General features: G+C 72.3%; 25 protein-coding genes. 12 read left to right on the forward strand and 13 right to left on the reverse strand.

The window, feature by feature from the left end:
* Positions 1–29: 29 nt before the first annotated feature.
* The 6 genes from ACIBNE_RS20735 to ACIBNE_RS20760 all read right to left on the reverse strand — a co-directional run bounded on the left by ACIBNE_RS20735 (position 30) and on the right by ACIBNE_RS20760 (position 6,148).
* Complete coding sequence (locus ACIBNE_RS20735; protein ID WP_399273546.1) at positions 30–1,298, reverse strand: CpaE family protein; 1,269 nt, start codon at positions 1,296–1,298, stop codon at positions 30–32.
* Between the two features lie 7 nt (positions 1,299–1,305).
* On the reverse strand, positions 1,306–2,019 hold the full coding sequence (cpaB, locus tag ACIBNE_RS20740) for a Flp pilus assembly protein CpaB (protein ID WP_399273548.1): 714 nt from the start codon (positions 2,017–2,019) through the stop codon (positions 1,306–1,308).
* A 75-nt stretch (positions 2,020–2,094) separates the two neighbouring features.
* Complete coding sequence (locus ACIBNE_RS20745) at positions 2,095–2,970, reverse strand: hypothetical protein (protein ID WP_399273550.1); 876 nt, start codon at positions 2,968–2,970, stop codon at positions 2,095–2,097.
* 538 nt (positions 2,971–3,508) lie between these two features.
* Positions 3,509–3,967 (reverse strand): hypothetical protein, encoded by a 459-nt coding sequence (locus ACIBNE_RS20750; RefSeq protein ID WP_399273551.1) that lies wholly within the window; start codon positions 3,965–3,967, stop codon positions 3,509–3,511.
* A complete protein-coding gene (locus ACIBNE_RS20755; RefSeq protein ID WP_399273553.1) occupies positions 3,964–4,533 on the reverse strand; it encodes a hypothetical protein in 570 nt (189 codons plus the stop codon). The genes ACIBNE_RS20750 and ACIBNE_RS20755 overlap by 4 nt, the downstream gene beginning before the upstream one ends.
* Before the next feature lie 34 nt (positions 4,534–4,567).
* Positions 4,568–6,148 carry a hypothetical protein gene (locus tag ACIBNE_RS20760; RefSeq protein WP_399273555.1) on the reverse strand — a complete coding sequence of 527 codons (1,581 nt, stop codon included), beginning with the start codon at positions 6,146–6,148 and terminating at the stop codon, positions 4,568–4,570.
* A 155-nt stretch (positions 6,149–6,303) separates the two neighbouring features.
* Between ACIBNE_RS20760 and ACIBNE_RS20765 the strand changes: the two genes are divergently transcribed.
* The 5 genes from ACIBNE_RS20765 to ACIBNE_RS20785 all read left to right on the forward strand — a co-directional run bounded on the left by ACIBNE_RS20765 (position 6,304) and on the right by ACIBNE_RS20785 (position 13,898).
* The gene (locus ACIBNE_RS20765; RefSeq protein WP_399273557.1) at positions 6,304–6,750 is read left to right on the forward strand and encodes a DUF3592 domain-containing protein; all 447 of its coding nucleotides are present in this window, start codon (positions 6,304–6,306) and stop codon (positions 6,748–6,750) included.
* 189 nt (positions 6,751–6,939) lie between these two features.
* Entirely contained in the window at positions 6,940–8,646 is a 1,707-nt protein-coding gene (locus ACIBNE_RS20770) for a chitinase (protein ID WP_399273559.1), read from the forward strand.
* Positions 8,647–8,869: 223 nt separating this feature from the next.
* Positions 8,870–10,195, forward strand: coding sequence for a M14 family metallopeptidase (locus ACIBNE_RS20775; protein WP_399273561.1), 1,326 nt, complete (start codon positions 8,870–8,872; stop codon positions 10,193–10,195).
* Positions 10,196–10,270: 75 nt separating this feature from the next.
* Positions 10,271–12,970 (forward strand): serine/threonine-protein kinase, encoded by a 2,700-nt coding sequence (locus ACIBNE_RS20780; RefSeq protein WP_399273563.1) that lies wholly within the window; start codon positions 10,271–10,273, stop codon positions 12,968–12,970.
* A 1-nt stretch (position 12,971) separates the two neighbouring features.
* Positions 12,972–13,898 (forward strand): TIGR04222 domain-containing membrane protein, encoded by a 927-nt coding sequence (locus ACIBNE_RS20785; RefSeq protein WP_399273564.1) that lies wholly within the window; start codon positions 12,972–12,974, stop codon positions 13,896–13,898.
* 120 nt (positions 13,899–14,018) lie between these two features.
* Here ACIBNE_RS20785 and ACIBNE_RS20790 read toward each other — a convergent pair whose 3' ends face one another.
* The 4 genes from ACIBNE_RS20790 to ACIBNE_RS20805 form a co-directional block, all read right to left on the reverse strand.
* Positions 14,019–15,482, reverse strand: a complete 1,464-nt coding sequence (locus tag ACIBNE_RS20790) for a GntP family permease (RefSeq protein ID WP_399273566.1) — start codon at positions 15,480–15,482, stop codon at positions 14,019–14,021.
* A gap of 207 nt (positions 15,483–15,689) precedes the next feature.
* The gene (locus ACIBNE_RS20795) at positions 15,690–16,100 is read right to left on the reverse strand and encodes a RidA family protein (protein ID WP_399273568.1); all 411 of its coding nucleotides are present in this window, start codon (positions 16,098–16,100) and stop codon (positions 15,690–15,692) included.
* Positions 16,097–16,861, reverse strand: coding sequence for an IclR family transcriptional regulator (locus ACIBNE_RS20800; protein WP_399273570.1), 765 nt, complete (start codon positions 16,859–16,861; stop codon positions 16,097–16,099). The genes ACIBNE_RS20795 and ACIBNE_RS20800 overlap by 4 nt, the downstream gene beginning before the upstream one ends.
* Positions 16,858–17,970: a sugar kinase gene (locus ACIBNE_RS20805; RefSeq protein ID WP_399273571.1), complete on the reverse strand. Its 1,113-nt coding sequence runs from the start codon at positions 17,968–17,970 to the stop codon at positions 16,858–16,860. Before ACIBNE_RS20805 ends, ACIBNE_RS20800 begins: the two co-directional genes overlap by 4 nt.
* A 133-nt stretch (positions 17,971–18,103) precedes the next feature.
* Here ACIBNE_RS20805 and ACIBNE_RS20810 point away from each other — a divergent pair, with 133 nt between their 5' ends.
* Positions 18,104–19,387, forward strand: a complete 1,284-nt coding sequence (locus ACIBNE_RS20810; protein ID WP_399273573.1) for an amino acid deaminase — start codon at positions 18,104–18,106, stop codon at positions 19,385–19,387.
* Between the two features lie 43 nt (positions 19,388–19,430).
* Positions 19,431–21,068: an amidohydrolase family protein gene (locus ACIBNE_RS20815; RefSeq protein WP_399273575.1), complete on the forward strand. Its 1,638-nt coding sequence runs from the start codon at positions 19,431–19,433 to the stop codon at positions 21,066–21,068.
* 420 nt (positions 21,069–21,488) lie between these two features.
* On the opposite strand, the gene ACIBNE_RS20820 is transcribed toward ACIBNE_RS20815, so the two are convergent.
* Positions 21,489–21,851, reverse strand: coding sequence for a winged helix-turn-helix transcriptional regulator (locus tag ACIBNE_RS20820; protein ID WP_399273577.1), 363 nt, complete (start codon positions 21,849–21,851; stop codon positions 21,489–21,491).
* A gap of 80 nt (positions 21,852–21,931) precedes the next feature.
* Here ACIBNE_RS20820 and ACIBNE_RS20825 point away from each other — a divergent pair, with 80 nt between their 5' ends.
* The 3 genes from ACIBNE_RS20825 to ACIBNE_RS20835 all read left to right on the forward strand — a co-directional run bounded on the left by ACIBNE_RS20825 (position 21,932) and on the right by ACIBNE_RS20835 (position 23,706).
* A complete protein-coding gene (locus ACIBNE_RS20825; RefSeq protein ID WP_399273578.1) occupies positions 21,932–22,582 on the forward strand; it encodes an NADPH-dependent F420 reductase in 651 nt (216 codons plus the stop codon).
* A gap of 112 nt (positions 22,583–22,694) precedes the next feature.
* A complete protein-coding gene (locus tag ACIBNE_RS20830) occupies positions 22,695–22,985 on the forward strand; it encodes a DUF1905 domain-containing protein (protein ID WP_399273580.1) in 291 nt (96 codons plus the stop codon).
* Between the two features lie 121 nt (positions 22,986–23,106).
* On the forward strand, positions 23,107–23,706 hold the full coding sequence (locus ACIBNE_RS20835) for a DUF6058 family natural product biosynthesis protein (protein ID WP_399273582.1): 600 nt from the start codon (positions 23,107–23,109) through the stop codon (positions 23,704–23,706).
* Positions 23,707–23,718: 12 nt separating this feature from the next.
* Here the strand turns inward: ACIBNE_RS20835 and ACIBNE_RS20840 are convergent, their stop codons facing one another.
* Positions 23,719–24,582 (reverse strand): NAD(P)-dependent oxidoreductase, encoded by an 864-nt coding sequence (locus ACIBNE_RS20840; RefSeq protein ID WP_399273583.1) that lies wholly within the window; start codon positions 24,580–24,582, stop codon positions 23,719–23,721.
* Between the two features lie 205 nt (positions 24,583–24,787).
* Here ACIBNE_RS20840 and ACIBNE_RS20845 point away from each other — a divergent pair, with 205 nt between their 5' ends.
* On the forward strand, positions 24,788–25,450 hold the full coding sequence (locus ACIBNE_RS20845) for an MSMEG_1061 family FMN-dependent PPOX-type flavoprotein (protein ID WP_399273585.1): 663 nt from the start codon (positions 24,788–24,790) through the stop codon (positions 25,448–25,450).
* 27 nt (positions 25,451–25,477) lie between these two features.
* Here ACIBNE_RS20845 and ACIBNE_RS20850 read toward each other — a convergent pair whose 3' ends face one another.
* Positions 25,478–26,140, reverse strand: a complete 663-nt coding sequence (locus ACIBNE_RS20850; RefSeq protein ID WP_399273587.1) for a response regulator — start codon at positions 26,138–26,140, stop codon at positions 25,478–25,480.
* Positions 26,141–26,303: 163 nt separating this feature from the next.
* Between ACIBNE_RS20850 and ACIBNE_RS20855 the strand changes: the two genes are divergently transcribed.
* Positions 26,304–26,606 carry a hypothetical protein gene (locus ACIBNE_RS20855; protein ID WP_399273588.1) on the forward strand — a complete coding sequence of 101 codons (303 nt, stop codon included), beginning with the start codon at positions 26,304–26,306 and terminating at the stop codon, positions 26,604–26,606.
* Positions 26,607–26,614 lie beyond the last annotated feature (8 nt).

The following is a 26,614-nucleotide window of genomic DNA, read 5'->3' on the forward strand; positions in this document are numbered from 1 at the left end:
GCCGCCGTCCCCCGCGACCCGCACCGGCCTCAGCCCTCTCCGTGGTTTCCGCCGCGGCGGCGCCGGACGCCGATCGAGCCCCGGTCCCCGCCGCCGCGCAGCCGGCCCTGCTTCTCGGGTGCGTCGGGTGTCTTCACGAGCCCCAGTTCGCCCGCCAGCCCCCACAGCGCCTGCTTCACCGTGGACTTGGCCTCAAGCTCGTGCATCCGGCCCGCGTCCACCACGGACTGGAGCTCCTTGAAGGCCGCGGGGACCGCGATGCCGGCCATCCTGGTGCCGGTGATCTTCTGGATCAGCGGGGGCTGGATCTCGGTGCTGCGGTTGTACCGGTTGACCAGCGTCAGCGTGTCCTCCGCCTTGCGGATCTGGAGCCGGTCCCACAGCCGTACGACGCGCTTGGCGCCGCGCACCGCGATGACGTCGGGGGTGGTGACGAGCAGCGCGGTGTCGGCCATCTCGATGGCGGCGGCGTTGGCGCCGTGCATCTGGCTGCCGCAGTCGACGACCACGACCTCGTACCGCGAGCGCAGGGCGCTGACGATCTGCCGGGCCGCCCGGTCGCTGACCTCCTCGCCCCGCTCGCCCTCGCCGGGCGCGAGCAGCAGGGCCATGCCGGTCTCGTGGCTGAAGACGGCGTCCTGGAGGACGCGCGGCGAAATGTCGGTGATGGCCGCGAGGTCGACGAGGGAGCGGCGGAACTGCACGTCCAGGTAGGAGGCGACGTCCCCGGCCTGGAGGTCCATGTCGACCAGGGCGACGGTCCTGCCCGACGCCCTGGCCGCGAGGGCGAGCTGGATGGCGGTGAGGGTGGTGCCGACGCCGCCCTTGGCGCCGGTGACCGTGACGACCGTGCCGCCGGGGCCGGTGAACACGTCGGCGCCCGCGCCGAGGTGGCGCCTGACCCCGGTGGACCAGGAGGCGGCGGCCTGGACGCGGTTGGCCAGCTCCTCGTAGCCGATCGGCAGCGCCACCAGGCCGCGCGCGCCCGAGTCCATGGCGGCCGAGAAGAGCCCCGGGCTGGCGTCGGCGGTGATGAGCACGACCCCGACCGCGGGGAAGCGCAGGGCGACCTCCCGGATCAGCTCCAGGGCGGGCACCGGGCCGATCCGCTCGTGGACCAGGACGACTTCGGGCAGCTCGTCGAGGGACTCGCCCGCCAGGCGCGCGAGCGTGTCGATGAGCTGCGTCGAGTCCACGACGGGGGCGGCCGGCTCGGCGTCGGGGAGCTGGCTGAGCAGGGTGGTGACGGACCGGGCCGCGTCGGGGTCGCCGACGGCCGGGAGGATCCTGGTGGTCATCCAATCCTCACTTGTCCTTGTCCTTGGGGAGCGTGTAGGTGCGGTCGCCGGGGCGGATGGTCTTCTCGCCGCCGGGGGCGACGAGCGCGAGGCGGACGTGCTCGGCGAAGGACTCGGCGTAGGTCACGCGCTGGGTGTCCCAGGTGTTGAGCGCGAAGGTGATCGGGACCGCCTCCGAGCCCTTGCCGCCGCGGTCGTTGTCCTTGGACTCCAGCGCGGTGAGCTTGCCGACGTCCAGGACCTTGGCACCGGCGACGATGACCTTGGACTGGGCCGGGTCGCCCTCCTTCTCGCCCGCGAAGGTGGCGTAGATGTTGACGGTCGCGCCGGGGGTGATCTTTCCGGCCACGCCGGTCGCCGCGTCGATCATGATGGCCATTTCCTGCTCGCCCGCCTCCAGGGCGGGGCGGCGCACGATCATGTCGTTCTGGAGCAGCGAGCCCGCGCGGAGCTGGGTGACGGCGATCTTTCCGTCGACCTCGGAGATGTCGGTCACCGCATTGTCCGAGAGCCAGCGCTTCGGCATCGAGATCTCCTCGAACTGGCCGGAACTGAGCGGGGTGTACGGCGCGACATTCGACTTGATCCTGTACGCCGTCACCTCGGGGCCGACCTTGGAATTCACGTCGCTGATCACCGAGAGCACCCCGGCGAACGCGGCGAACGCGCAGAGGACCGACAAAAGGAGGAGTATCACGCCGCGGCGCTGGCGGGAGTTCATGGCCGTACAACCTCGATCGAGTACGTGGAGCGGAGGCGGACAGGAAGGGCGTCGGGGAGGCGGGAGGGCGGGGAGTCAGGAGCGCCCGGGGGCCCCGTGCGGGGCGCCCGACGCGTGGGTTCTGTTCTCGGGGACGTGCAGCGGCGACGTGCAGAAGCCGCAGCGGTCGCCGATGAGCTCCAGGCCGCACCAGTGGCACTTCTCGCGCCGTACGGAGGAGACGAGTTGGTAGAGGACCGAGATGTCGGGGAGGAAGGCCGCGAACTCCGTGAGCTTGCCCGTGCCCCACCAGCGGGCCGACTCGGCGGGCAGCGCGACCTCCTGCACCCCCTGGACCTTCCAGGCGGGCGCGAGCGTGCCGGTGACCCAGTCGCCGCCCAGCTGCCCCTTGGCGACCACGAGCCGGGTGCCGAACTCGGGCCCGGCGAGCGGCCGCGCCTCCTGGCCGACCTTGACCAGCTGCGGGTTCGGCCCGGCCAGCACCGCGAACTGGGAACCGGGCATCCAGCCCTTGAGGTGCGCCTTGAGGCTGACCGGGACGCGGTCGAGCTTGGCCACGGAGTTGAGCAGGGCGCCCGCGTAGACGTAGTGCGAGAGCAGGCGCGCGGCGGACGCGACGACGCCCGGGGAGAAGTCGCAGACGGACAGCTGTCTGAGCTGGCGCACGAGGACCGCGAGGCCCAGCGGCGGCAGGTCGGACTTCAGCAGGGCGATGCGGTCGCTCTCCAGGATCGCGCGGACCGCGTGCAGTCTGCGCTCCTGCGCGGCGGAGACCGTGGACGGGTAGAGCACCACGACGAAGCCGTGCTGCTCCAGCAGGACCTGGGTGTCGGCGAGCGCCGCCTCCAGCGGCTGGTCCTGCGGCGACTGGAAGACGGCGGCCGTCGGCGTCTGCTGGTCCACTGGCGGCAGCACCAGGTCAGCGCTGGTGACCGCGATCGCTGTCGACACTTATCTGATCCCCGTCCACTCGGTCCCCGGCTGTCCGGCGACCGCAGATCGTTTTACTGCGCAGCGCAACCGCATACGGCTGCCTCAGCACTTTATCCACGACTTACTGGCCGGAGAACACCCCAACTTTCCCGCACACGAAGCGAGTCACCCTGCCATTCATCACCAAAACCGGACAGAGCGGGCGCGGAGTTACGGCCACAGGACAGTCTCGTGACCAACCTGAAAGATGAACGGGAAACAACCTGAGAATGCGGATCGCCGAATGCCCGGTCCAACTGACCGCAGGGCACGGCGATTTACCGGGAGAGCATTCGGGACCCTGTGACGGCAGTGGCAATTGTGAAGAAGGTCACCGCGCGGGGGTACGCACGGCTGGACTACACCAATGGGAATTCGATTGCGACCCGTGCAATACGAGGCTGTACCCGTGCTGTGAAATTCAGGGCTGTCCCTTAGAAGTAATTCCCGACCGCACACGGACGACGCCGGTGCCGTCGTGGCGCGGCGCCCCGGCGAGCGCCGCGCCCGTACGGAACTAATCCCCGCGCAGCCGCCCGAGCGTCCAGCCCGCCGCACAGCCCGCGCTCAGCACCGCCACCGCGACCAGCAGTTCCTGGACGCTCTGGTCCTCCCAGCGGGTGGTCACCACCAGCAGTTGGACGGCGAGCGGCACGGCCAGCAGCGCGACGGCGTGCCGGCCGGCCGAATACCGGTGGGGCTCGGCGTGCACCAGCGAGGACGCGGCCACGGCGAGGGCCACGCAGATCAGGTTCGGCAGGTGGATCGCGAACAACTGGGACGGCACGGACTCCAGGGAGTCCGTGGAGTTCCCGACGATCAGGTCCACGAGGGTGATCTGGAGGTACTCCGTCACCGCGAGCGTCAGGATGCCCGCCGCCCAGGCCCTGGCCAGCGCCCAGCCCCAGGGGACCTCCTCGCCGCCCGCGGGCGCCTGGGCGCCCCAGCCGCCGTTGCCCTGCCAGCCGCCGCTCATCGCACGTCCACGCTTTCGACGACCTTGTCCACGTCCTGCTCGGAGAGCGCGCTGCCCGTCGTGTTGATCCTGACCAGCACCGGCTCGTCGTCGGCGTCCATCGTGACCACGTCGGCGCCGGTCACCAGCGTGCCGTCGGGGACCCCGCCGGGCTGCTCGTCGGGCCCGGCACCAGCGCTGTACGTGTAGTCGACGCGCTCGGCCTCCCGGTCGCCGCCGATCTTGAACTGCTCGTTGCCCTTGATCTTGCCGCCCGGCTGGAGCGAGGCCATGGCACCGGCCGCCGCGGTCCCCGCGTCGCCCGCCTTCATGAACTTCAGCTGCACGGCGATCTTCGCGACCTCGGTCCCGTTCTTGACCAGCACCGCCGCCGCGTCCGTACGGCCCCGGTCCTTCTGCTCCAGGACCTTCCAGCCCTCGGGGTACGAGACCCGCACGGATCCGGCCTCCAGCGTGCCCCAGCCCTTGGGGGCGGCCGGCTCGTCCGCCCCGCAGCCGCCGACGGCGACGGCCGCGGCGAGGGCGAAGGCGGCCGCGAGGGCCCCGCGCCTGGTGTTCTTGCTCATCACTGCTCTCCTCGGCCCTGTCAGCCGTACGCGATCACTTGGCACAGTACGAGTACGGCATGTACTCGCGCTTGCCGTCGGGCTTGGGCGCGCCCAGGAAGTCGGCCTGCTCCAACTTCATGTTGGTGTGCTCGAAGCTCACCTTGGCGCCCAGCGTGAGGCCCAGGTTGACCTCGAAGCCGTACTCCTCGGCCTCGGTGGTGCCGGAGAAGCGCTGGTAGCTGGAGACGCCCTCCTCGTACATCAGCTTCTCGAAGTCGCTCTGGGCGTCCGCCTTGTTCTTGGGGGCCTTGTCGCCGAAGAGGTAGACGAAGGGGGCGACGTTGTTGCCCGAGCCGTCCAGCCAGTTCTCCACCGTCTCGCGGTTGCGCTTCACCTTCTCGGCCTCGCCCGGGGCGTCCAGCTTCTTGTCGCCCGGCGGCGGGAAGGCGATCGTGTTGGTCGTGACGTGGGTCTCGCGGTCCTTGTCGGTGGTCTGCGCGCTGCCCTTGTTCTTCTTGGGCTTGCCGTCCTTGTCGACGTCGGTCTTCGAGTCCTTGTCGCCGGTGATCTTGCCGTTCTCGGTCTTGCGGGTCTCGATGGACTGCGTCATGTCGACGCGGGCCAGCGAGCCGTCGGGGTAGCGCATCACGGTCATGGTGCCGGTGCGGATCTGCCCCTTCTCGACCTTGTCGCTGAGCGGCCCGAGGGAGAGGTTCGCGGTGCCCGCGTACTCCAGCGTGAACTGGTACGTGTAGCCCTTGGTCGGCGGCTTCGTCGCGTTGTTGTTGGTCACGGTCGCCTCGGGGGCGAGCTTGAACTTCCCGCCGAGCTGGAGGCCCAGGCCCTTCTCGTCCTTCTGGGCCTTCTTCAGCGCCGCGTCGCCCGTGACCTCGGCGCCGATCTTGCCGAAGGTGATGTGGCCGCCGTCGAGCTTGGAGTTGATCTCCTTGGTGAGCCGGTCCATCTCGGCGTACGGGCCCTTGCCGAAGATCCCCATGAGGCCGTAGCCCATGTTGGCGTTGCCGCCGTGGGTGATCTGGGTCTCCAGGGCCTGCAGGCGCTCGACCTTCTCGCGCAGCTCCTTGGCCTCCTGCTTGTTGTTGAAGACCCAGGTGTCACCGTTGGTGACCTTGATGCCGCCGCCCAGCTCGACCTTGTCGCCGCCGAGCTTGCCGACCTTCACCCCGGCCTTGACGTCCTTCTTGGCCTTGACGGAGGCGGCGTCGGTGAAGGTCAGATAGACCTTGGTGTCGCCCTCGGGGGTCTTGAACTCCTGCTCCTGGAAGCCGTACTCGTTGCCGATGGAGAAGAAGCCGATGGTGGCCTCGGCGCCCGCGACGTCCTCGACGCTGGAGGTGTTGCAGACCTTGGGCTCGTACTTCTTGTTGTCCAGGGGCTTGTCGCCCGGGGCCGCGATCGACTTCACGTCGCAGTTGCCGCCGCCGGTCGCCCGGCAGATCGCCGCCTGGATCGCGTCGGCGACCTGGCCGCCGATGCCCGCGGCCGAGAGCCCGAGGACGATCGCCACGACGACCACGATGGAGCCCAGGTAGTCGACTCCGGAGGCGCCTCTGTCCAGGCCGCCCCCGCGTCGCATCCAGGCCAACGCCGCTGCCCCGCGTCTGCGCTCCACCGCTCTCCCTCCCCCGGCTCATGCGTGGTGCATGATGCATGTCTGCACTGGTGAGGCTAGGCGGACGCACGAGCCGGGGGATGGGTCCCGGGGCCCAAAGACGATCGGGCCCAGGCCCAATTCCGGACAGGGCGCCGAGTGAGGAGCGCGGTCGCATGAGCGATGCGGCGATCGGAGTCGTCGTGCTGGGCGGCATGGCGGTGCTGCTGACGAGCGTGTTCCTCACCTACGCGCAACGGCTGCGCCGGGTGGCGCGGGCGCTGCGGCGCGGCGAGCGGACGACCGGGCGGCTCGTGCGGACCGCGTACGAGAAGCGGGTGAGCGGCGAGGGACGCGAGGCGCGCCACTTCTTCGCCTTCGAGACCGCCGACGGGCGCGAGGTGGAGTTCGAGGACTACAGCATGGCCGTCGGGCTCGCCCCCGGCGACCCGGTCACCGTCAGCTACGACCCCGCGGACCCGGAGCGCAGCGCGACCATCGCGAACCCGGACGAGGGCCGGCTGTCGGCGATCGGGGTCCCGGTCTTCGCGGTGGTGGTGAGCGGGCTGCTGCTGCTGGGACTCGCGCTGATCGGAGCGGCCGCGCTGGGGCTGCTGGGCTGAAGGGGGTGCGGGGGGCGTGCTGCCCGGGTAGTGATCTTCAAGTGGGGCGGGGGCGCGGGGGTTTCGCGTACCGGTCGGTGCCAGAGGTCTTGACAACGTTAATGGTCTGGACCATTTTGTAGCCCCAGCGGTGGCCACCGTTCCCGTGCAACTCCCCCACCCCCCGACATTCCCCATCGGAGGCAGCAAGTGGACCGCACCAGCAGACACCGCAGAGGGCTGCGCCGCCCCGTGCTCGGCGGCGCCCTCGCCGTCGTCGCCGCAGGCACGCTGACCGTGACGGGCCTCGCGACCAACGCGCAGGCCGCGGACATCAACGTCGCCAAGAACTCCGGCTTCGAGAGCGGGCTCTCCAACTGGACCTGTACTGCGGGCAGTACGGTCTCCTCCCCGGTCCACACCGGCGCCTCCGCGCTCCAGGGCACGCCCGCCGGGCAGGACAACGCCAGGTGCTCGCAGACGGTGAAGGTCAAGCCCAACTCCACGTACGCGCTGAGCGCCTGGGTGCAGGGCAGTTACGTCTACCTCGGCGCCAGCGGCACCGGCACCACCGACGTCTCCACCTGGTCGCCCGGCGGCTCCGGCTGGAGCGAGCTGAAGACCAGCTTCAAGACGGGCGCGAACACCACGTCCGTGACGGTCTACACGCACGGCTGGTACGGCCAGAGCTCGTACTACGTCGACGACGTGAGCGTCTTCGGGCCCGACGGCGGCGGCGGTGGCGACCCGGACCCGGTCGTCCCCAACCCGCCCGCCGGTCTCGCGGCCTCCGGCGTGACCTCCTCGTCCGTGACGCTCAACTGGGGCGCCGCCGCCGGGGCCACCGGATACAACGTCTACCAGGGCGGCACCAAGGTGAAGTCCGTGACCGGCACGTCCACGACCGTGGACGGGCTCGCCGCGGAGACCGCGTACCAGTTCCAGGTGACCGCGACCAACTCCGCGGGCGAGTCCGCGAAGTCCGCGACGGTGACCGCGACCACCTCCAAGGACGGCGGCACCCCCAACCCCAACGTGCCCAAGCACGCGGTGACCGGCTACTGGCAGAACTTCAACAACGGCGCGACCGTGCAGAAGCTGCGGGACGTCCAGGCGCAGTACGACATCATCGCGGTGTCGTTCGCCGACTCGACGACGACGCCCGGCCAGATCGTCTTCAACCTCGACCCGGCCGTCGGCTACGCCAACGTCGCCGACTTCAAGGCCGACATCGCCGCGAAGAAGGCCGCGGGCAAGTCCGTGATCATCTCGGTGGGCGGCGAGAAGGGGAACGTCACCATCAACAGTGACGCCTCCGCCACCGCCTTCGCCAACAGCGCGTACGCCCTGATGCAGGAGTACGGGTTCAGCGGGGTCGACATCGACCTGGAGCACGGCATCAACTCCACGTACCTGACGAAGGCGCTGCGCCAGCTGTCCGCGAAGGCGGGCGCGAACATGGTCCTGACCATGGCGCCGCAGACGATCGACATGCAGTCGACGGGTACGGAGTACTTCAAGACCGCGCTCGCGGTGAAGGACATCCTGACCGTGGTCAACATGCAGTACTACAACAGCGGTTCGATGCTCGGCTGCGACGGCAAGGTGTACTCGCAGGGCTCCGTCGACTTCCTGACCGCGCTCGCCTGCATCCAGTTGGAGGGCGGCCTCGCGCCGAGCCAGGTCGGCCTCGGAGTGCCGGCGTCGCCGCGCGGCGCCGGCAGCGGTTACGTCGCCCCGACGATCGTGAACAACGCGCTGGACTGCCTGGCGCGGGGCACCGGGTGCGGTGCGTTCAAGCCCACGAAGACGTACCCGGGCATCCGGGGCGCGATGACGTGGTCGACGAACTGGGACGCCACGGCGGGCAACGCGTGGTCCAACGCGGTGGGCCCGCACGTCCACGCCCTGCCGTAGCCGGTACGCACGCGGCGGGGCGCGGATCGCCCCACCCCGCCGCGTGCGCCCCTCTCCTCCCCGACCGCAGCGCCGCCGCTCCCCCGGCGGCGCTGCCGCGTTCCGCCCGGGGCGGCCGGGTGGGGTTCTCGCGGCGGGCCCGCCCCTTGGCCGGAGTTCATCTTGACGGGGGCATGTCAGCGCAGCAGGCTTCCTGGGCACCCCCACAACCACAGGAGCCCTCATGCGACTACGCCTACGCGCGGGCTTACTCGCCCTCGCCGCCGTCCTCGCCGTCCCCATCGCCGCCACCGCGTCCCCCTCCCCCTCCCCCGGCCCGCAGAGCCGCGCCACCGCCGCCGACGAGGCGGTCAAGCAGTACCGGATCGACGGGCCCGCCACCCCCGCCGCCCGCACCGCGATCGCCGCCGCCTCCGGCGTCTCCATCGACGAGGTCGCCGACCACTCGATCGTCGTCACGGCCGACGCCGCCCAGGCGAAGAAGCTGCGCGGCCTCGGCCACGTGCTCAAGGAACTCCCGGGACCGCCCTCCGGGGGCGCCGGGACCGGCGCCGGGATCATGGACTTCCCGCCCGCCGACTCCCGGTACCACAATTACGCCGAGATGAACACGGAGATCAACCAGCGCCTCGCCGCGTACCCCGGCATCATGAGCAAGCGGGTGATCGGCAAGACGCACCAGGGCCGCGACATCATCGCCATCAAGATCAGCGACAACGTGGCCACGGACGAGAACGAGCCCGAGGTCCTCTTCACCCACCACCAGCACGCCCGCGAGCACCTCACCGTCGAGATGGCGCTCTACCTGATACGGGAGCTGGGGGCCGGATACGGCTCCGACTCCCGCGTCACCAACGCCGTCAACGGCCGCGAGATCTGGATCGTCCCGGACCTCAACCCGGACGGCGGCGAGTACGACATCGCGTCCGGCTCCTACCGCTCGTGGCGCAAGAACCGGCAGCCCAACTCCGGCTCCTCGTACGTCGGAACCGACATGAACCGCAACTGGAACTTCAAGTGGGGCTGCTGCGGCGGCTCTTCGGGCTCCACCTCGTCCGAGACCTACCGGGGCTCCGCCCCCGAGTCCGCGCCCGAGGTGAAGGTCGTGTCCGACTTCGTGCGCTCGCGCGTCGTCGGCGGCAAGCAGCAGATCAGGGCCGCCATCGACTTCCACACGTACAGCGAGCTGGTGCTCTGGCCGTTCGGCTACACCTACAACGACACCGCGCCCGGCCTCACCCAGGACGACCGCGACGCCTTCGCGACCGTCGGCCGCAAGATGGCCGCGAGCAACGGCTACACCCCCGAACAGTCCAGCGACCTCTACATCACCGACGGGTCGATCGACGACTACCTCTGGGGCGCGCACAAGATCTTCGGCTACACCTTCGAGATGTACCCGCGCTCGGGCGGCGGCGGCTTCTACCCGCCGGACGAGGTCATCGAGCGCGAGACCTCGCGCAACCGGGATGCCGTGCTCCAGCTCCTGGAGAACTCCGACTGCATGTACCGTTCCATCGGCAAGGAGCAACAGTACTGCACCAGTTGAAGATCTTCGCGTAGCTGAGCCACCCCTTGCCGTGGCACTGTGGACCCGCACTGTTGCGGCAGGGGGAGGTGCGGCATGACGAGGACGGGCGCACGCGTCCAGCCACTGGGCGGCGACGATCCACGTCAACTCGGGCGCTACCGGATGCTGGGCAGACTCGGCTCCGGCGGCATGGGACGGGTCTACCTCGCCCGCGCCGCCGACGGGAAGCTGCTCGCCGTCAAGACCCTCCTCGCCGACGGCGTCGCCAGCGACGTCGACCGCCGCCGCTTCGCCCGCGAAGTGGCGGTGGCCCGGCGCGTCGAGAGCGTCTTCACCGCGCGCGTGCGCGATGCCGACCCGGAGGCGGAGCGGCCGTGGATGGCCATCGACTACATACCCGCGCCCTCCCTCTCCGAACTCGTCCGCACCGCAGGGGTGTTGCCCGCGTCCGCCGTACGCTGGGTCGCCGCCGGGACCTCGGAGGCGCTGGTCACCCTGCACACCGCCGGGATCGTGCACCGCGACGTCAAACCGCAGAACATCCTGCTGCCGCTCGCCGGGCCCCGCCTCATCGACTTCGGCATCTCGCACGCCACGGACATCACGCGCACCAGCCTCACGCTCGGCACCATCGCCTTCACCTCCCCCGAGCAGGCCTGCGGCAACCCCTCGACCGCCGCGTCCGACGTCTACTCGCTGGGCGCCACGCTCTTCCACCTCGCGGTCGGCCGCCCGCCCTACCCGGAGGGCGAGACGACCCTGCAACTCCTCGGCCGGGTCCAGCGCGGTGAGCTGGACCTGACCGGACTGCCCAAGGAACTCGTCTCCGTCATCCGGCCCTGTCTCGCCGTCGACCCCGCGTCACGTCCCCAACCGGCCGACGTACTGGCCCAGTTCAGGGCCGGACTGGCCGGGCTGCCCGTCTCGCACAGCGGCACCCGCTGGCTGCCGCCCCGCTGGACGGAGCCCATCGAGGCGTACGCGAAGCAGGGCCGCGACCTCCTGCGCGGCGGCCAGCCGCCGACTAGCCCGGACGCGCTCACCGTCGACCAGCGCACGGACGCGGTGCCGCCGCCCCCGGCGACCAGGATGTACACCCGCTCGCCCGAGGACCGCGCCCGCGAGGAGCGGGAGCGGGCGGAACGGGAGCGGGCGGAACGGGAGCGCGAGGAGCGGGAGCGCGCGCTGCGGGAACGGGAGCGCGAACGGGCCGCCCGCGAGCACGAGCGCGCGGAGCGGGAGCGGGCGGAGAAGCGCGCGGAACGCGAGCGCGAGGCCCGGCTGCGCGCGGAGGAGGAGCTGCGCCGCCGCTCCCGCCCCGGCGGAGGCGCGAGCGGCGCGGCGGGGTCCGGTGCAGCGGGGTCCGGTGCGGGCGGTGCGGCGGGGTCGGGCGGTGCGGGGTCCGCGGGCTCGGGGGCTGCGGGCTCGGGCGCGTCCGGGGCCGGTGGTGGTGGCGCGGGCGGAGCCCGTACGGGAGTCGGGGTCGGGGTCGGGGCCGCCGAACGGTCCCGGGCCAGCCGGGAACAGGCCGAGCGCGACCGGGCCGCCCGCGCCGCCAGGGACCGCGCCGCCCGTGCGGAACGGGAACGGCAGGCGCGCGACGAGCTGGCAGCCCGGCTCCGCGCGGAGCGCGACGCGCGGGAGCGCGCGGGCGGCGGCGCGGGGGCCGGGGCCGAGCCAGGGGCGGGGCCCCGCGCGGGATCCGGTGCGGGATCCGGCGCGAAGGGCGGCGGCTCGGGCCCCAAGGCCGGGTCGGGGGCAGGGTCGGGGTCCGGGTCGAACGCCGGGGCGGGGTCCGGGGCGGCGGGTTCAGGGGCCGGTTCACGGCCGGGCTCACGGTCGGGTTCAGGGGCGGGCTCGGGGCCTGGGGCGGGGTCCCGTACGAAGGCCGGTGCGGGACCTCGTACCGGATCGGGCTCCGCGTCGGGACCCGAGGCCGCGTCCCCGTCCGGAGCGGGCGCCGGGCGCTCGGCACCGGGCGGCGGGTCCGGCGGGCTCGTCGGGCCCGGCAACGGCGGTACGGCGCCCGGGGGTTCGGCCGGGAAGACCGGAGCCGTCATCGCCGTCATCGTCCTCGTCGTGGTGGGCCTCTTCTACGCCCACAGCCAGGGCCTGCTCCCCTGGAACGACTCCTCGTCCGGCACGTCCAGCACGTCGGGCACCACGGGCTCGTCCGGCAGTACGGGCGGCACGAGCGGCCTGAGCGGCACGGGCGGCACGGGCGGCACGAGCGGCAGCGGCACCGCCGGGTACGGTTCCGTCTCCACGCCCGCCCCCGACCCGACGCCCTCCGCCTCCCGTACCGACCTCGCCTTCCGCGCGGTCTCGCCCGGCGACTGCCTCGACGTGTACGACGACGGGTACGACACCTGGAGCAAGTCCGCGCCGGAGGAGGTGCGTTGCGACTCGGCCGCCGCCTACGTCCGCGTCACCGACGCGGGCACCGGCAGCGCGCGCACCGTCGACTGCGGGAACGGGCCCGGCGAGGACGAGTGGTTCCACAGCGGCAGCGACGACGAGGACACCTCGCTGTGCCTGCGCCGCCAGTTCCGCGCGGGGCAGTGCTTCACGGCCAAGATAGACGGGAACAAGAAGGCCAGCGCCGACCTGATGGTGGTGTGGAGCTGCGGCTCGGACCGGGTGCCCAAGCGGTACACGCACGTCCTCCGGATCACCGGCTACTACACGATGCCGTCCGACCGCTCGCGGCTGCGCTGCGGTTACGACAACACGACCTACTGGACCTGGGACGTCGACGACGGAAAGTCCGTGATCTGCGCGAAGGTGGCCTGAGATGCCGGTCCTGCCGACCCTCCTCCTGCTGTACGCGGTGCCCGCCGCGAGCCTCGTCCTGCTGGTGTGGAAGCGGGCCGCCGCCCTGCGCCCCGACCCCGAGCGGCCCGCCGCGGCCGACGCCCCCGACGACCCGCTGGCGGTCGCCTTCCTCGCCGGCGGGTCGGGCCGCCTCGCGGACACCCTGCTGTACGGGATGCGGAACAGGGGGTACGTGCGGCTGGTGGCGAACCGGGCCCAGCCGGGACCGCTGGCGGCGGACGCGCTCCGCCCTCCGGTGCCGTACGTCCCCGGGTCCGGGCCCGCGAGCACCCTGCACCCCCTGGAGCGCTTCGTCCTGGGCCGCCTCCCGGCGACCGGCGACCTCCGCTTCGACCGGCTGCACCGGGCGATCAGGTCCTCCGCCGAGATCAGGCAGGTGGAGAAACGTCTCGTCGCCGACGGGCTGCTCAGGCCCGAGCGCAGCCTGTCGGCCTGGCGGCGCCAGCGGCGGCTGCACCTGTTCCTCTGCCTGCTGGCCATCGTGCTCTCCGTGCGGATCGGCGCCTACCACGACGACGGCGCCGTCTCCTGGCTGCCGCAGGCCGCGTGCCTCGTCTTCACGCCGTTCCAGGGGTTGCCGGTGAAGTACCGGCGGACCCCCGCCGGCCAGGCGGTGCTGGACCGGCTCCAGACCTCGAACCGCACCGCCCGTTCCGCCTGGGCCGCCCCGCCGTCCTCCGCGTGCGACTTCGCGCAGCTGGGCGTCGCGGGGATGGCGGTCGCCCTCTTCGGACTCTCGGTGTTCCCCGAACCGGGGCAGCTGAGCGTCGAGCACGTGGCCGAGAAGTCGGCCGCGTCGAGCACGTCGGGCGGCTGCGGGGGCGACGGCGGGGGTGGTGGTGACGGCGGCGGCTGCGGGGGCTGCGGCGGGTGCGGCTGCGGCTGACGCCGCCGCACGGGGAGCCCAGGACCACTGGGCACGGGAACGCGGGAAACGGGAGCACGGGAACGCGGGAGGGGCGCCGCCGGACGGATCCGGTGGCGCCCCTCCCGTACGTACCGCCCGCTACACCGCGAGGCTGACCAGTGCCGCGACCGCGAAGCCCGCGACCGACAGGACCGACTCCAGGACCGTCCACGACTTGAGCGTGTCGCGCTCGGAGATGCCGAAGTACTTCGCGACGATCCAGAAGCCGCCGTCGTTGACGTGCGAGGCGAAGATCGAGCCCGCCGAGATCGCCATGATGACCAGCGCCAGGAACGCCTGCGAGTGGTCGCCGCCCTCGACCAGCGGCAGCACGATGCCCGCCGTGGTGACGATCGCGACGGTCGCCGAGCCCTGCGCGACGCGCAGCACCAGCGAGATCAGATAGGCGAGCACGATGATCGGCAGGCCGACGTCGTTGAAGGTGTCGGAGAGCGCCTGGGCGACGCCGCTGGCCTTCAGCACGGCGCCGAAGACGCCGCCCGCGCCGACCACCAGCAGGATGTTGCCGACCGGCTTCAGCGACGAAGTGGACACCTGCTCAAGGGACTTGCGGGACCAGCCGCGCCGGATGCCCAGCAGGTAGTACGCCATGAGCAGCGCGATCGTCAGGGCGACGAACGGGTTGCCGAAGAACTCGATCACGCTGCGGAGAGTCGAAGGGTCGAGCGCGATGGAGGAGAACGTGGCGGCGAGGATCAGCACCAGCGGGGTGCCGATGATGAGCAGGACGGTGCCCAGCGGCACCGGGGACTCGTCGGAGCCCTTGCGCTCGGCGGCGACCGCCGCCTTCGCCTCGTCGGCGGCGTCCAGCATGTCCTGCGGGACCTCGACGAAGATCCGCTTGCCGATCCAGCCCGCGTAGGCCCAGGCGGCCAGCACGGCCGGGATGCCGACGACGACGCCCATCAGGATGACCCAGCCCAGGGAGACCTTGAAGAGTCCGGCGGCGGCGACGGGGCCCGGGTGCGGGGGCAGGAACGCGTGGGTCATCGACAGGCCCGCGAGCAGCGGCATCGCGTACAGCAGGATCGACTTGCCCGAGCGCTTGGCGGCCGCGTAGACGATCGGCGCGAGGACGAAGATGCCGACGTCGAAGAAGACCGGGATGCCGAAGATGAGGCCGGTGAGGCCCATCGCGAGCGGGGCGCGCTTCTCACCGAAGAGGGAGAGCAGCCGGGAGCTCAACACCTCGGCCCCGCCGGAGACTTCGAGGATCGCGCCGAGCATCGTGCCGAGGCCGATGATGATCGCGACGTGGCCGAGGATGCCACCCATGCCGGATTCGATGACCGAGACGGCCGCCGACTTCTGGACGGTGCCGAAGAGTTCGGTGACGGACAGGCCGGCGGCGAGGCCGACGGCTATGGAGACCGCGAGGAGCGCGACGAAGGGCTGGAGCCTGATCTTGATGATCAGGAAGAGCAGGAGGGCGATGCCGAGCGCGGCGACGGTCAGCAGCCCTGCGGTGCCGTCGATCAGGAGCAGCAGGCCGCCCGTGTGGGGCGGCGCCTCGACGGGTGGGGGCGCGGCGGCGGTGAGCATGGCGGAACCTCGTTGTTCGCGGGGGATTTCGGGTACGGCGGACCGCGGCAGGGCGCGTGCGCCGTGCCGGGGTGCGGATGGGTCGGAAAGCTCAGGGGATCAACCGTGGTCGGGGAGGGTGGCCCCGCACGGCCCTCGGGGGAGTGGAGCCGTGCGGGGCCGGTCTTCAGTACTGCCGGACGCTTCGAAGAGTCGGAAGGGTGCCGGTCAGCCGAGGACGGCGAGCGCGTCGATCTCGATGAGCAGCCCGGCGGGCAGGCCCACGTAGACCGTGGTGCGCGCGGACGCGGGGGCCTTCAGGCCCTGCTCCTCGAAGTACGCGTTGTAGATCTCGTTCATCTCGGCGAAGTGGTCCACGTCGGTCAGGTAGACGCGCATCATCATCACGTCGTCCCAGCTCGCGCCGCCCTCTTCGAGGATCGCCTTGACGTTGGCGAAGGTCTGGAGGGTCTGCTCGCGCAGGGTGGGGCCCGCCACGGTGGGGGCCTGGCCCTCGACGGCGGGCAGGAAGCCGACCTGGCCCGCGACCTGGAGGATGTTGCCCTTCTTCACGCCGTGCGAGAACTTCGCGGGCGGGGCGGTGTGCGTGGCGGGGGTGATCGCGGTCTTCTCGGTCATGAGCTGCGTTCCTTCGGTGGGGTGTTGCCGGAGTAGTCCCGGCTGATGGCTTCCGCCGTGCGGCGCACCAGCGGGAGGATCGTGAGGAGTTCTTCGGCCGTGACGACGACGTTCGGCGCGGAGACCGACATCGCGGCGACGACGCGCCCGTCGGCCCCCCGGACGGGCGCGCCGATGCAGTTGATCGACTCCTCGTGGCCGCCGAGGTCGGTGGCCCAGCCCTGTTCCCGCACGAGCGCCAGCTCCTTGAGGAAGGCGGCGGCGTTCGGCGTGGAGCGCGGGGTGTAGGCGGGGTAGTCGAGCGAGTGCGCGACGGTGTGCCGCTCGGCCTCCGGGAGGTCGCCGATGAGCAGCTTGGCGACGGCCGCGACGGTGATCGCGACGGGCTTCCCGATGCGGGAGTACATCCGTACGGGATAGCGGCTCTCGACCTTGTCGATGTAGAGGACCTCCTTCTCCTCGTACACCGCGAGGTGGACGGTGTGCCCGCACTCCTCGTTGAGGCGCACGAGGTGGGGGTGGGCGATCTCCCGGACGTCGAGGTTCTCGACGGCTTCCTGGGCGAGCGCGAAGAGCCGGGCGCCGAGGCGGTAGCGCTGGTCCTGCTGGCGGTAGACGAGGCCGTGCTCGTGCAGGGTGCGCAGCAGGCGCAGGGCCGTCGACTTGTGTACGCCGAGGCGCTCGGCGACCTGGCCGAGGTCGGCGGGGCCCTGGGCGAGCAGCGGCAGGATGCTCAGCGCGCGGTCGACAGTCTGGCTCATGGGTGAAGCACCTCCGTGGCGTCCCCGGCTTCCGTCCAGCCCGGTCCGAGTCGAAGTCTCCCCCAGGCGTCCGCGTCGAGTGCGGTCAGCCGGTCGGCGAGGTCGCCGGCGGGCGGCGCGGCGAGGTCGCCGGGGACGGTGAGGGCGGCGGCGGCCATGAGGTGTCCGTGGCGCACCCGGTCGGGCACGGGCAGGCCGCGCAGGGTCCCGGAGAGGTATCCGGCGGCGAAGGCGTCGCCCGCGCCGACGGGGGCGACGACGTCGACGGCCAGGCCGGGGACGTGGACGGGGTCGGCGCCCTTCTCGTACGCGGTGGCGCCGGCGGCGCCCTGCTTGACGATCACGGTCTCCGGCTCGGGGAGCGCCGCGCGGATCGCGTCCGCGCCGTGCACGTCCCAGGCCTCGGCGGCCTCGTCCTCGCCGACGAAGACGACGTCGGCGCCGCGCGCCAGCTCCAGGAGGACGGCGGGGCCCTCGGGGGCGCCGTGCCACAGGCCGGGGCGGTGGTTGACGTCGAAGGAGACGAGGGCGGGGCGGTCACGACGGGTGCCCGGGGTGCCGTACGCGGCTGTGGCGCCCGGCCCCGCGGAGCCGCGTCCCGGCTCCGCCGCGCCGTACCCCGGCTCCACCGCGCCGCGTCCGGTGAGCAGTGCGCGGCTCAGGGCCAGGCAGTCCGGGGAGAGCGCGGCGGTGATGCCGGTGAGGTGGAGCACCCTGGCGGGGCCCGGGTCCGTGTTCGCGGGGGACATCGCGGACGCGGCCGAGCCCGCGCGGTAGTAGACGACCTCGTGGGTGTCGGTGCCGCGCTCGTCGGCGGTGCGGAAGTACACGCCGGTGGGCCGGTGCGGGTCGCGGGCGACGCGCGAGGTGTCGACGCCGTGCGCGGCGATCGTCGTCAGGAGGTGGTCGCCGAAGCCGTCGGCGCCGACCCGGCTGACCCAGCGCACCCGGTGCCCGGCCCCGGCGAGGGCACACGCCACGTTGGACTCGGCGCCGCCGATGGAGCGGCCGAAGGAGGGCACGTCCGCCAGCGGCCCCGGGCGCGAGGGCAGGAACGTCACCATGGACTCGCCCAGGCAGACGACGTCGACGGGTTCGGTTCCTGGCACTGGTCGGCTCCCTGGTCTGGCGGGCGGTGGAGCGCCGGTTCGTACCGTTGACCCGGCGTTGGCTCGGATGTTAGACAGCGGTAAGCGATATACGCAATGGGTGTTGCACATGTTGCAACCTGAGGAGGTTTCGATGGCCGTCGAGCGACACGAGCGACTTGCCGGGCGACTGGCCGACGAGCGCGTGGACCACCGCTTCAAGGCGCTGCCCCCGGACGCGGCGGGCCGCACCGTGGGCGAGCTGGCCGCCGAGCGCAGGAACCTCTTCACGGGCGGCTTCACCACCCCCGTGCTCGCCCTGGACGCGGCCTCCCTGGAGCACAACCTCGCGCTCCTGGAGACGTACGCCGCCCGGCACGGCCTGACCTTCGCGCCGCACGGCAAGACCTCCATGGCCCCGGCCCTCTTCCGCCGCCAACTCGACCGGGGCGCCTGGGGAATCACCGTCGCCGTGCCCCACCAGGCCCGCGTGTGCCGGGAGTTCGGCGTCGACCGGATCTTCCTCGCCAACGAGCTGGTCGACGCGGCGGCCCTGCGGTGGCTCGCGGGCGAACTCGCCGCCGACCCCGCCTTCCGCTTCGTCTGCTACGTCGACTCGGTGCGCGGCGTGGAGCTGATGACCGAGGCGCTGGCCGGGGCGGCGCGCCCGGTGGACGTGGTGGTGGAGCTGGGCGCGGGCGAGGGCGCGCGCACCGGGGCCCGTACGGAGGAGGAGTGCGCGGCGGTCGCGGACGCGGTCGCGGCGAGCGGCGCGCTGCGGCTCGTCGGGGTCGCGGGGTACGAGGGCGAGGTGCCGGACGCCTCGCACGCGACGGTCACCGGCTGGCTGCGCCGGCTCACCGCGCTGGCCGTCGACTTCGACAAGGCGGGCCGCTTCGCCGGGCTCGACGAGGTCGTGGTGAGCGCGGGCGGCTCCGCGTGGTTCGACGCGGTGGCCGAGGTCTTCGCCGAGATCCCCGAACTCTCCGTGCCCGTACTGAAGTTGCTGCGCTCCGGCGCGTACGTCTCGCACGACGACGGCCACTACAAGCACCTCACGCCCTTCAACCGCGTCCCCGAAGAGGGCGCCCTGCACCCCGCCTTCCGGCTCTGGGCGCAGGTCGTCTCGCGCCCGGCCCCCGGGCAGGCGTTCGTCAACGCGGGCAAGCGGGACGCGGCGTACGACCTGGACCTGCCCGAGGCGCAGGTGGTCCGCTCGGCGCGGGACGGCGCGGTGCGCCCCGCGACCGGCATCACCGTCACGGGCCTCTCCGACCAGCACGGCTGGCTGGCCCTGGACGAGGGCGCCGAGCTGGAGGTGGGCGACTGGGTGGGCCTCGGGCTCTCGCACCCGTGCACGTCCTTCGACAAGTGGCAGCTGATTCCGCTGACGGAGGCGGACGGCACGGTCACGGAGTACGTCCGCACGTTCTTCTGACCCCGAGCACTCCCCCTCGCCCCTCCGGAAGGAACCGCCCCGCATGAGCAAGCACCCCGCCGTCGACCTCGTGATCCGTGACGCGACCGTCGTGGACGGCACGGGCACGGACTCGTACCGCGCCGACGTCCGCGTCAGCGGCGGCCGGATCACCGACATCGTCAGGGAAGCCGCGGACGCGGGCTGCCAACGCCCCACGGCGACCCGCGTGCTGGACGCCGAAGGCCTCGTCCTGTCCCCCGGCTTCATCGACATGCACGCCCACTCCGACCTCGCGCTGCTGCGCGACCCCGACCACAGCGCGAAGGCCGCGCAGGGCGTGACGCTCGAAGTCCTGGGCCAGGACGGCCTGTCGTACGCCCCGGTCGACGACCGCACCCTCGCGGAGGTCCGCCGGCAGATCACCGGCTGGAACGGCGACGGCTCCGACATCGACTTCGACTGGCGCACGGTCGGCGAGTACCTGGACCGCCTCGACCGCTCGCACGGCGGAGAGGGCATCGCGGTCAACGCCGCCTACCTCGTGCCGCAGGGCACGGTGCGGATGCACGCGGTCGGCTGGGAGGACCGCCCGGCGAGCGCCGCCGAGCTGGAACACATGAAGCGGCTCGTCGCCGAGGGCCTGGAACAAGGCGCGGTCGGCATGTCGTCCGGGCTCACCTACACCCCCGGGATGTACGCCGACGACGCGGAGCTCGCGGAGCTGTGCCGGGTGGTCGCGGCGTACGACGGCTACTACTGCCCGCACCACAGGTCGTACGGGGCCGGGGCCCTCGAAGCGTACGAGGAGATGGTCGACCTCACCCGGCGCGCGGGCTGCGCGCTGCACCTCGCGCACGCCACGATGAACTTCGGCGTGAACAAGGGGCGGGCGCCCGAGCTGCTGGCGCTGCTCGACTCGGCGCTCGCGTCCGGCTCGGACATCACCCTGGACACGTACCCCTACACCCCCGGCTGCACGACGCTGGTCGCGGTCCTGCCGAGCTGGGCGAGCGAGGGCGGGCCCGACGCGGTGCTCGCGCGGCTCGCGGACGAGGAGACGGCGGAGCGGATCCGCCACGACCTGGAGGTGACCGGCTCCGACGGGTGCCACGGGGTGCCCGTCGAGTGGGACACCATCGAGATCTCCGGCGTCTCGGACCCCGGCCTCGCGTCCTGCGTGGGCAAGACGATCGCGCAGTCGGCGCGGATGCGGGGGGAGGAGCCGTGGGTGACGGCGCGGCGGCTGCTCGTCGCGGACCGGCTCGGCTCCACGATCCTCCAGCACGTGGGGCACGAGGAGAACGTCCGGGCGATCATGAAGCACCCCGTGCACACGGGGGGCAGCGACGGGATCCTCCAGGGGTACAAGCCGCATCCGCGCGCGTACGGCACGTTCCCCCAGTACCTGGGGCGGTACGCCCGTGACCTCGGCGTCCTGTCCCTGGAGGAGACGGTCGCCCACCTCACGTCCCGCCCCGCGGCCCGGCTGCGGCTCCCCGACCGGGGGCTGGTCCGCGAGGGCTACCGGGCGGACCTGGTCCTGTTCGACCCCGGGACGGTCGCGGCGGGCTCGACGTTCGAGGCGCCCCGGACACTGCCGGTGGGGATCCCCCACGTCCTGATCGACGGCCACTTCGTGATGGAGGAGGGCCGGAGGACGGGGACGCTGGCGGGGAGGGCGGTGCGGCGGGGGCGGTAGGGGGTTACCCGGGGGCGCCAGGTCCTCTTGGGGTCCCGTTGCCCGGGGGCGCCGTCTTTTGCGCCCACGCGGCGGAGCCGCACATCGATACAGCCCCGCGCCCCTGGGTGGATGGGGTGACCCGGTCAAGGGTTGGTTGCCCGGGGGGCCGGGGGCGCTCCAGGGTGCACTCCTCGGATCACGAGCCGTGGCCGTCTTCAGTCCTGGATAGCCCGGGTCTTGGCTCGTGCTCCTGCGGGGAGCACCCCTCCGACCCCCACCCCGGGGAGCCGAGGCGGTCCCGGAGGACACGGCCCTCGCGAGGAGCAACGTCCCGCACAGGTGCGCCCCTTTAGGGGCGCGGGGAACTGCGCGAGCAATCGGGCACACGCGGAACGTACCCGCGAACCCCGGGCGGTGGTCGTCCACGCTCCTGAGGGCTCATCGTCGCACGGTGCCCGCCGTGTCCTCCGCCGACTCCTGCGCGGCCACCACCTCGTCGCCGTGCTCGAAGGCCCACGCGCCGATCGCGTCGATGGGGCCCAGCAACGTGCGGCCCAGCGCGGTGAGTTCGTAGGAGACCCCGGGGCGCGCGTCGTGCCGGGCGACCAGGCCGTTGAACTGGAGCCGCCGCAGCGTCTCGGTGAGGACCTTGGAGCTGATGCCCCCGATCTGTTCGCGCAGTTCGACCGGGCGCCTGGGGCCCTCGCGCAGCGCCCAGAGCACCACGGCGTTCCAGGTGTTGGAGAGCAGGTCGAAGGCGAGGCGGGCGCGGCAGTCGGCGAGGAACACATCGGTGGGCACGTACCAAATGGTGCCCGAACGTCTCTCTAGCGTCAGTACGGAAAGTTGAAGGGTTGCGGCAGGGAGACAAGGGGACACTCATGCGGATCGGCGTACTGGGTACGGGCAACATGGCCGACGCGCTCGCCACGCACTGGGCGCGGGCCGGGCACGAGGTGACCGTCGGAGGGCGCGACCCGCACAGGGCCGAGCGGCTCGCGGCGCGCGTCGGGGGCGGTGCGCGGGCCGCCGGGCTGCGCGAGGCGGCCGGGTCCGGCGAGGTGGTGCTGGCCGCGCTGCCCTTCGGCGCGGGCGCGGGCGTCGTACGGGAGCTGCGCACGGCCCTGGAGGGCAAGGCGCTGGTCGACTGCTCCAATCCGGTCGGTCCTGGCTTCCGCCTGCTGACGGACGGCGGCCCGTCGGCCGCGCGGCTGCTGGCGGACGCGGCGCCGGGGGCCCACGTGGTGAAGGCGTTCAACCTCTGCCACGAGGACGTGTGGCGCATGGCTCCCCCCGTCTTCGACGGGCGCCCGCTGGCCGTGCCGGTGTGCGGGGACGACGCGGCGGCCGTGGGGCTCGTGCACGCGTTGGTACGGGACGCGGGCTGCACGCCCGTGTCCGGCGGCGGCCTGGACCGGGCGGGGCTCCTGGAGGCGACGGCCGCGCTGTTCATCGGGCTGTGGGTCGGCGAGGGGGCGGATGCCCAGGCGATCGCGCCTCCGCTGGCGTACTCGACCGGGCCGGGGCAGTAGGGCGGGGCGGGGGCTTTCCCGGACCGGATTTCCGTGCCGTCCCGCGATGAGTTTCCGCGTCCGCGCCCGTCCTATCTCGTACGGACCGGGAAACGAACAGGTGGTGCATGTGATGAGCGACGCGACGAACGAGTTGGACGAGCAGTTCACCGCGACCCTGCGGAAGAGTCCGGACAAGGGCGGCTGGACCTATGTCGTATGGCCGGGTTCCGCCGAATTCTTCGGCACACGCGGCCTGGTGAAGGTTCGGGGCACGATCGACGGACATCCGTTCCGGAGTTCGTTCATGGCCCTGGGGGACGGCACGCACAAGCTGCCGGTGAAGGCGGAGGTGCGCAAAGCGATCGGCAAGGGGGAAGGGGACTCCGTGACCGTCCGGCTGGAGGAGCGGCTGCGCTCCTGACCTGGGTGCCAGGCGCCCCCACTACCGCCGGAACTCTTCGGCCGGTGCCGAAGAGTTCCGGCGGTAGCGTCCGGGTTCCGTGCGGGAGACGCCCGCGCCGACGGAACCGGAGGGCCGACCCGTGTCGGATACCGATCTGAAGCAGCGCATCGCCGAGCGGTACCGCGAGGTCAACGGCGACCATCCGATGACCGCAGCCGACGATACGTACGTCAGTGCGCAGTTCGTCGCCCTGGAGGAGCTGTGCGCGGCCCACGGGCGCGAGAGCGACGAGGTCCGCCGGCTGATGCTGGGGCGGCGGCTGCCGCTTCCCGGGTACCTGCGCTCCGACGGCGCCGAGATGGTGCCGGCCGATCTGTTCGCGCTCGCGGACGGGGCGGGCGGCACGGACCGGCTCGAAGCGTGGTTCGTCGCCCACTGGGACGATCCGGCCACCGGGAGGGCGGAGTGGGACGCGTACCTCAGCGGGCAGTACGTGTGCCTGCGCTCGGTGACGCCCGCCGCCATCCGGCGCAAGGAGCACCTGACGGCGGAGATCGGCGGCGCGGAGGCCGAGCCGGACGCCGGTTCGGCGCGGTGGGCGGCGCGGCTGCACGCGCGGATCGACGAACTCGACCTGCTGATGCCGGAGTTCACCGCGTACGACCGGCTGCGGTTCGGCGGGCCCACCTCGCGCGACACCTGTGTCACCGCGATGCGGGCCCGCTTCCCCCGCCCGTAGGCCGGGCCCGCCTCACTCCGCCAGGTACGACGCCGCCATGTCCTTGCCGCCGTGGCCCCGCTCCCCCGCCCGCTCGAAGCGGCGCAGGCCCGCCTCCGCGAGGTCCGCGTGCACGCCCGCAGCCCGCGCCGCCTCCACCACGAGCCGGGCGTCCTTCGCCGCGTTGTCCACCGTGAAGCTGGGCTCGTACTCCCCGGCGAGCACCGCCGCCGACTTGCCCTGGAAGTAGCCGCTGTCCAGCGGGCCGCCGGTGATCGCGTCCACCACCAGCGCGGGGTCCACGCCCAGCGCGCGGGCCAGGGAGAGGGCCTCGGCCGTGCCGTGCGTGAGCGCGAAGACGTAGCTGTTCAGGGCGAGTTTGAGGCGGCTCGCCGCGCCCGGGGTCTCGGCGACCCACACCGTACGGGCCCCGATCGCGTCGAACACCGCGTCCGCCGCGCCCCGGGCCCCGCCGTCGGGCCCCGCCGCCAGCACCGTCAACAGCCCCTTCTCTGCGGGCTGCTTCGTACCGAGCACCGGCGCGTCGTAGAAGACCAGGCCGTGCCGGTCGGCGAACTCGGCCAGGCCCTCGACCGCCTCCGCGCCCACGGTGCTGATCTGCACCCACACCGCGCCGTCGGCCAGGCCAGGCGCCGCCGCCTCCATCGCCTCGCGCACGGCCGCGCCGTCCTTGAGGACCGTGACGACCACGTCCGCGCCGCCGACCGCCGCGGCCGGGTCGTCGAACACCTCGACGCCGTCCGCCGCCAGGGCAAGGGCCCTCGAAGGCGTCCTGTTCCAGGCGTTCACCGCGAAGCGCCCCCGGAGGTTGCGGGCGACGGGCGCCCCGATGGTCCCGGTCCCCAGTACGGCCACCTTGCGCACCTGCTCCACCATGACTCTTCCCCGTCCCTTCCCTCAATGAATTCGACCGAGCGTTTCAGTATGTGGAAGGAAGAGTTGGAAAGCCTCAGCTCCTCCAGCCTGTTGATCACTTCAGACCGTAGCCACGATGAGAACGATCGGTCAAGAATTTGAGGTGCGGGACCGGGGGCCGAACGGCCCCGGGCATGTTCACGGGGCATGTTCTATGGTGCGGTCCATGACAGACACCGCCGTGACCACGTCCCTCTTCGACGAGCTGCGCACCGACGCGATACGCGACACCGGCCGCCTGCGCGCGCTCTACCCCGACCCCGGCGCCGCCGCCCGGCGCAAGGAGATGGACCGCCTCACCGAGCAGACCCGCAGCCTGGTCGGGCTCTCCTCGCTCGTCTTCGTCGCGTCGGCCGACACCGGGGGCAACTGCGACGCGACGCCGCGCGGCGGACCGGCGGGCTTCGTGGCCGTCCTCGACGACCGCACCCTCGCCATCCCGGACGCCACGGGCAACAAGCGCCTCGACACGCTCCAGAACGTCCTGGAGACCGGCCGCGTCGGGCTGCTCTTCGTCATACCCGGTCGCACCACCACCCTGCGGGTCAACGGCCGCGCCTGCGTCTCGGCCCGCCCCGAACTCCTCGACCGGCTCACGCCCGTGGGCAAGCGCCCGGTCAGCGCGCTCGTCGTGGAGATCGAGTCCGTGTACCCGCACTGCCCGAAGGCGCTGCTGCGCTCCTCGGCCTGGAAGCCCGAGGAGTGGCTCACCGCCGACGCCCAGCCCACCTCGGCCGAGGTCACCCTGGCCCAGCTGCGCGACCCGTCCCTGACGATCGCGGACATCGAGCAGCGCGAGGCGGACTCCATCAAGTACCGCTACGAGTAGCCGAGCACCGCCCCGGGCCCTACGGCCCTACGGCCCCACGGCCACCAGGCCCGCCTCGTACGCGATGATCACCAGCTGCACCCGGTCCCGCGCGCCCAGCTTCGCGAGCAGCCGCGTCACGTAGGTCTTGGCCGTGGCGACGCTGATGGTCAGCTCGACGGCGATCTCGGTGTTGGTGAGGCCCCGGCCCACCAGCGTCAGCACCTCGCGCTCGCGCCCGGTGATCCCGGTCGGCCCGTCCCGGTCCGCCCTGCCCGCACGGCCGTTGGCGAAGTCCTTGATCAGGCGGCCCGTGACGCTCGGCGCGAGCAGCCCGTCGCCCGCCGCGACCGTGCGGACCGCGTGCAGGATGTCGTCGAGCGCCATGTCCTTGACGAGGAAGCCGGAGGCGCCCGCGCGCAGCGCGCCGTACACGTGGTCGTCGTCGTCGAAGGTGGTGAGGACGACGACGCGGACCTCGGGGTGGGCCCCGGTGATCCGCCGGGTGGCCTCGATGCCGTCCGTGCCCGGCATGCGGATGTCCATCACGACCACGTCCGGCGCGAGTTCGGCGGCGAGCAGCACCGCCTCGTCCCCGCTGCCGGCCTCGCCGACCACCTCGACGTCGGCCGTGTCGGTGATGACCATCTGGAGGGCGGCTCGGACCAGGGGCTGGTCGTCGACCAGCAGGACGCGTGTCGGGGATGTCATGGCAGCACCCTAAGGACGAGGTCGGACAGCTTCGGACAGCGGCCTGACCCGCACGGACAGAGGACGGCTGTCCGGGACGCCGCGTCTTCGTTGTACCGGGCCCCGCGTCCTGCCGAGGATGGGCGCCGACCGCTCCGGCACCCCACGATTCCCGGGAGGATCCATGCGTACCCGAACGTCCCTCGTCGGCACCGCACTTGCCGCGGCCCTGCTCACGGGCGGCTTCGCCGCGACGGCACAGGCCGCGCCCGCCGCCCCGTCCGCGTCCGCCCCATCGGCCGCCTCCGCCTCGGCCGCCTCCGTCGGCAGCGGCGTCGACGCGACGGTCCAGAGCATGGTCAAGGTGGGCACCTACCGGAGCAGGGCCGCCTGTGAGAGCGACGCCGTGAACGGCGTCTACAGCTACTGGGAGTGCCGGAAGATCACCAGCACCAAGTGGGAGCTGTGGATCGACGACGAGTCGTGACCCGCTGA

Origin of the sequence: Streptomyces sp. NPDC050504, assembly GCF_044458065.1 — a bacterium.
In the GTDB taxonomy this organism is placed as follows: domain Bacteria; phylum Actinomycetota; class Actinomycetes; order Streptomycetales; family Streptomycetaceae; genus Streptomyces.